The sequence below is a fragment of the Nocardia neocaledoniensis genome, from assembly GCF_029868625.1.
GTDB lineage: Bacteria > Actinomycetota > Actinomycetes > Mycobacteriales > Mycobacteriaceae > Nocardia > Nocardia neocaledoniensis_A.
Genome location: NZ_JARWOJ010000146.1, coordinates 1 through 1164, shown reverse-complemented (window position 1 = coordinate 1164; position 1164 = coordinate 1). Strand labels below are relative to the sequence as shown.

The window sequence follows — 1164 nt, the reverse complement described above, 5'->3', positions numbered from 1 at the left end:
CTACATCACCGATGAAACCGGACAGGACCACATCAGCACAGCGCGCCAGCTGCCCGTCCATCTCGCTGACCGTCAGAGACTTTCGCGATCTGCTCGCAACAAGAACACTCACCTCACGGAAGATCACACCTGACTGCGAGATCCGCCGACGACGCGGCAACAACGGGCTGGAACGCGGAAAGACCGATACCGCCGAAAAGAAGCAGCGACTCGATGATCCTCCCGCGCTGTCGACAGATATCCTTGCGGCGAGAGCGATTGGGCACCGAGCGCGCCATTAGCTCGGGTGACCGAGCTGGTGTGCGAACGGACTGTGGCGACAGCGCTGACGCACAGCTACGCCGGGGACAGCGCACGGGCCAGAGGGGAACTCTCGACCTCGCGAAGTACATCTGTTCCGAGTAATTTGAGCCCGAGAACAGAGCCTTTCGTTTCGCCAAGTCACCGGCGACGTCGGCGATGGGTGTCCGGGCAGCCGCAGCCGCACCGAACGTCGAAGTCGGGCCGGCATCGTGGACGGATGCGAACGAGGGAACCGTGATCATCGGCGGCGGCAGCAGCGGCAAGACCCACCTCGCCAAGCAGCTCGCCACCCACCACGAACTCCCACTGACCCACCTCGACGCCGTCTACCACGCTTGTACCCGGTGCCCGTTGTTGACAATCAACCCGAAAATGCTTGCCCGTTGCTGATATCGAATCCGATCCTCCTGAGCCTCGGGCCCGGCACTGCGCGAGGGCTGGGTGGTCCAGACCCCGTGTACGCCGGAGCTACGAGTCACAGTTCACGGTTCGACCATGGCCGATGCTTGAGCAAGATTCTCAGGTCACAGGCAAGGACTTCCTCGAGGAACTCGGTGGTTGCTGCCCTCTCTTCGGGGGCATTGAGCAGAACCCAGATTGAGCGAAGGAGCATCCCGCACAACTCAGCGGCCGCGCTCACTGGTTTCCGCGCTCGCTTGTCAAACAGGACCTGTTCGAATACCTGCTCGCTCAATACGACACACAGCTCGCTGTGGAAGGTCTGCAGAGTCCCACCTCCCACAGTGCGATAGGCATCGGGATCGACAGTGCTGAACCACGGATCGAAGTGGCTGTTGAGCGTGTCGCTTCCGGCGACCTCGGCAATCGCCGAGGTTCCCAGTGCGCATACCTTCCCGACCA

At 61.9% G+C, this 1164-nt stretch carries 3 protein-coding genes; 2 read left to right on the top strand and 1 reads right to left on the bottom strand.

The genetic code is table 11. The features are described 5' to 3' along the window. A partial coding sequence (locus QH270_RS10780) for a hypothetical protein (RefSeq protein ID WP_280340579.1) occupies nucleotides 1-281 on the top strand: 281 nt, incomplete at its 5' end. Nucleotides 282-537: 256 nt separating this feature from the next. Beyond that, on the top strand, nucleotides 538-693 hold the full coding sequence (locus QH270_RS10775; RefSeq protein WP_280340577.1) for a hypothetical protein: 156 nt from the start codon (nucleotides 538-540) through the stop codon (nucleotides 691-693). A gap of 85 nt (nucleotides 694-778) precedes the next feature. On the opposite strand, the gene QH270_RS10770 is transcribed toward QH270_RS10775, so the two are convergent. Beyond that, nucleotides 779-1164: hypothetical protein (locus QH270_RS10770; protein ID WP_280340575.1), on the bottom strand; the 386-nt coding region annotated here is incomplete at its 5' end.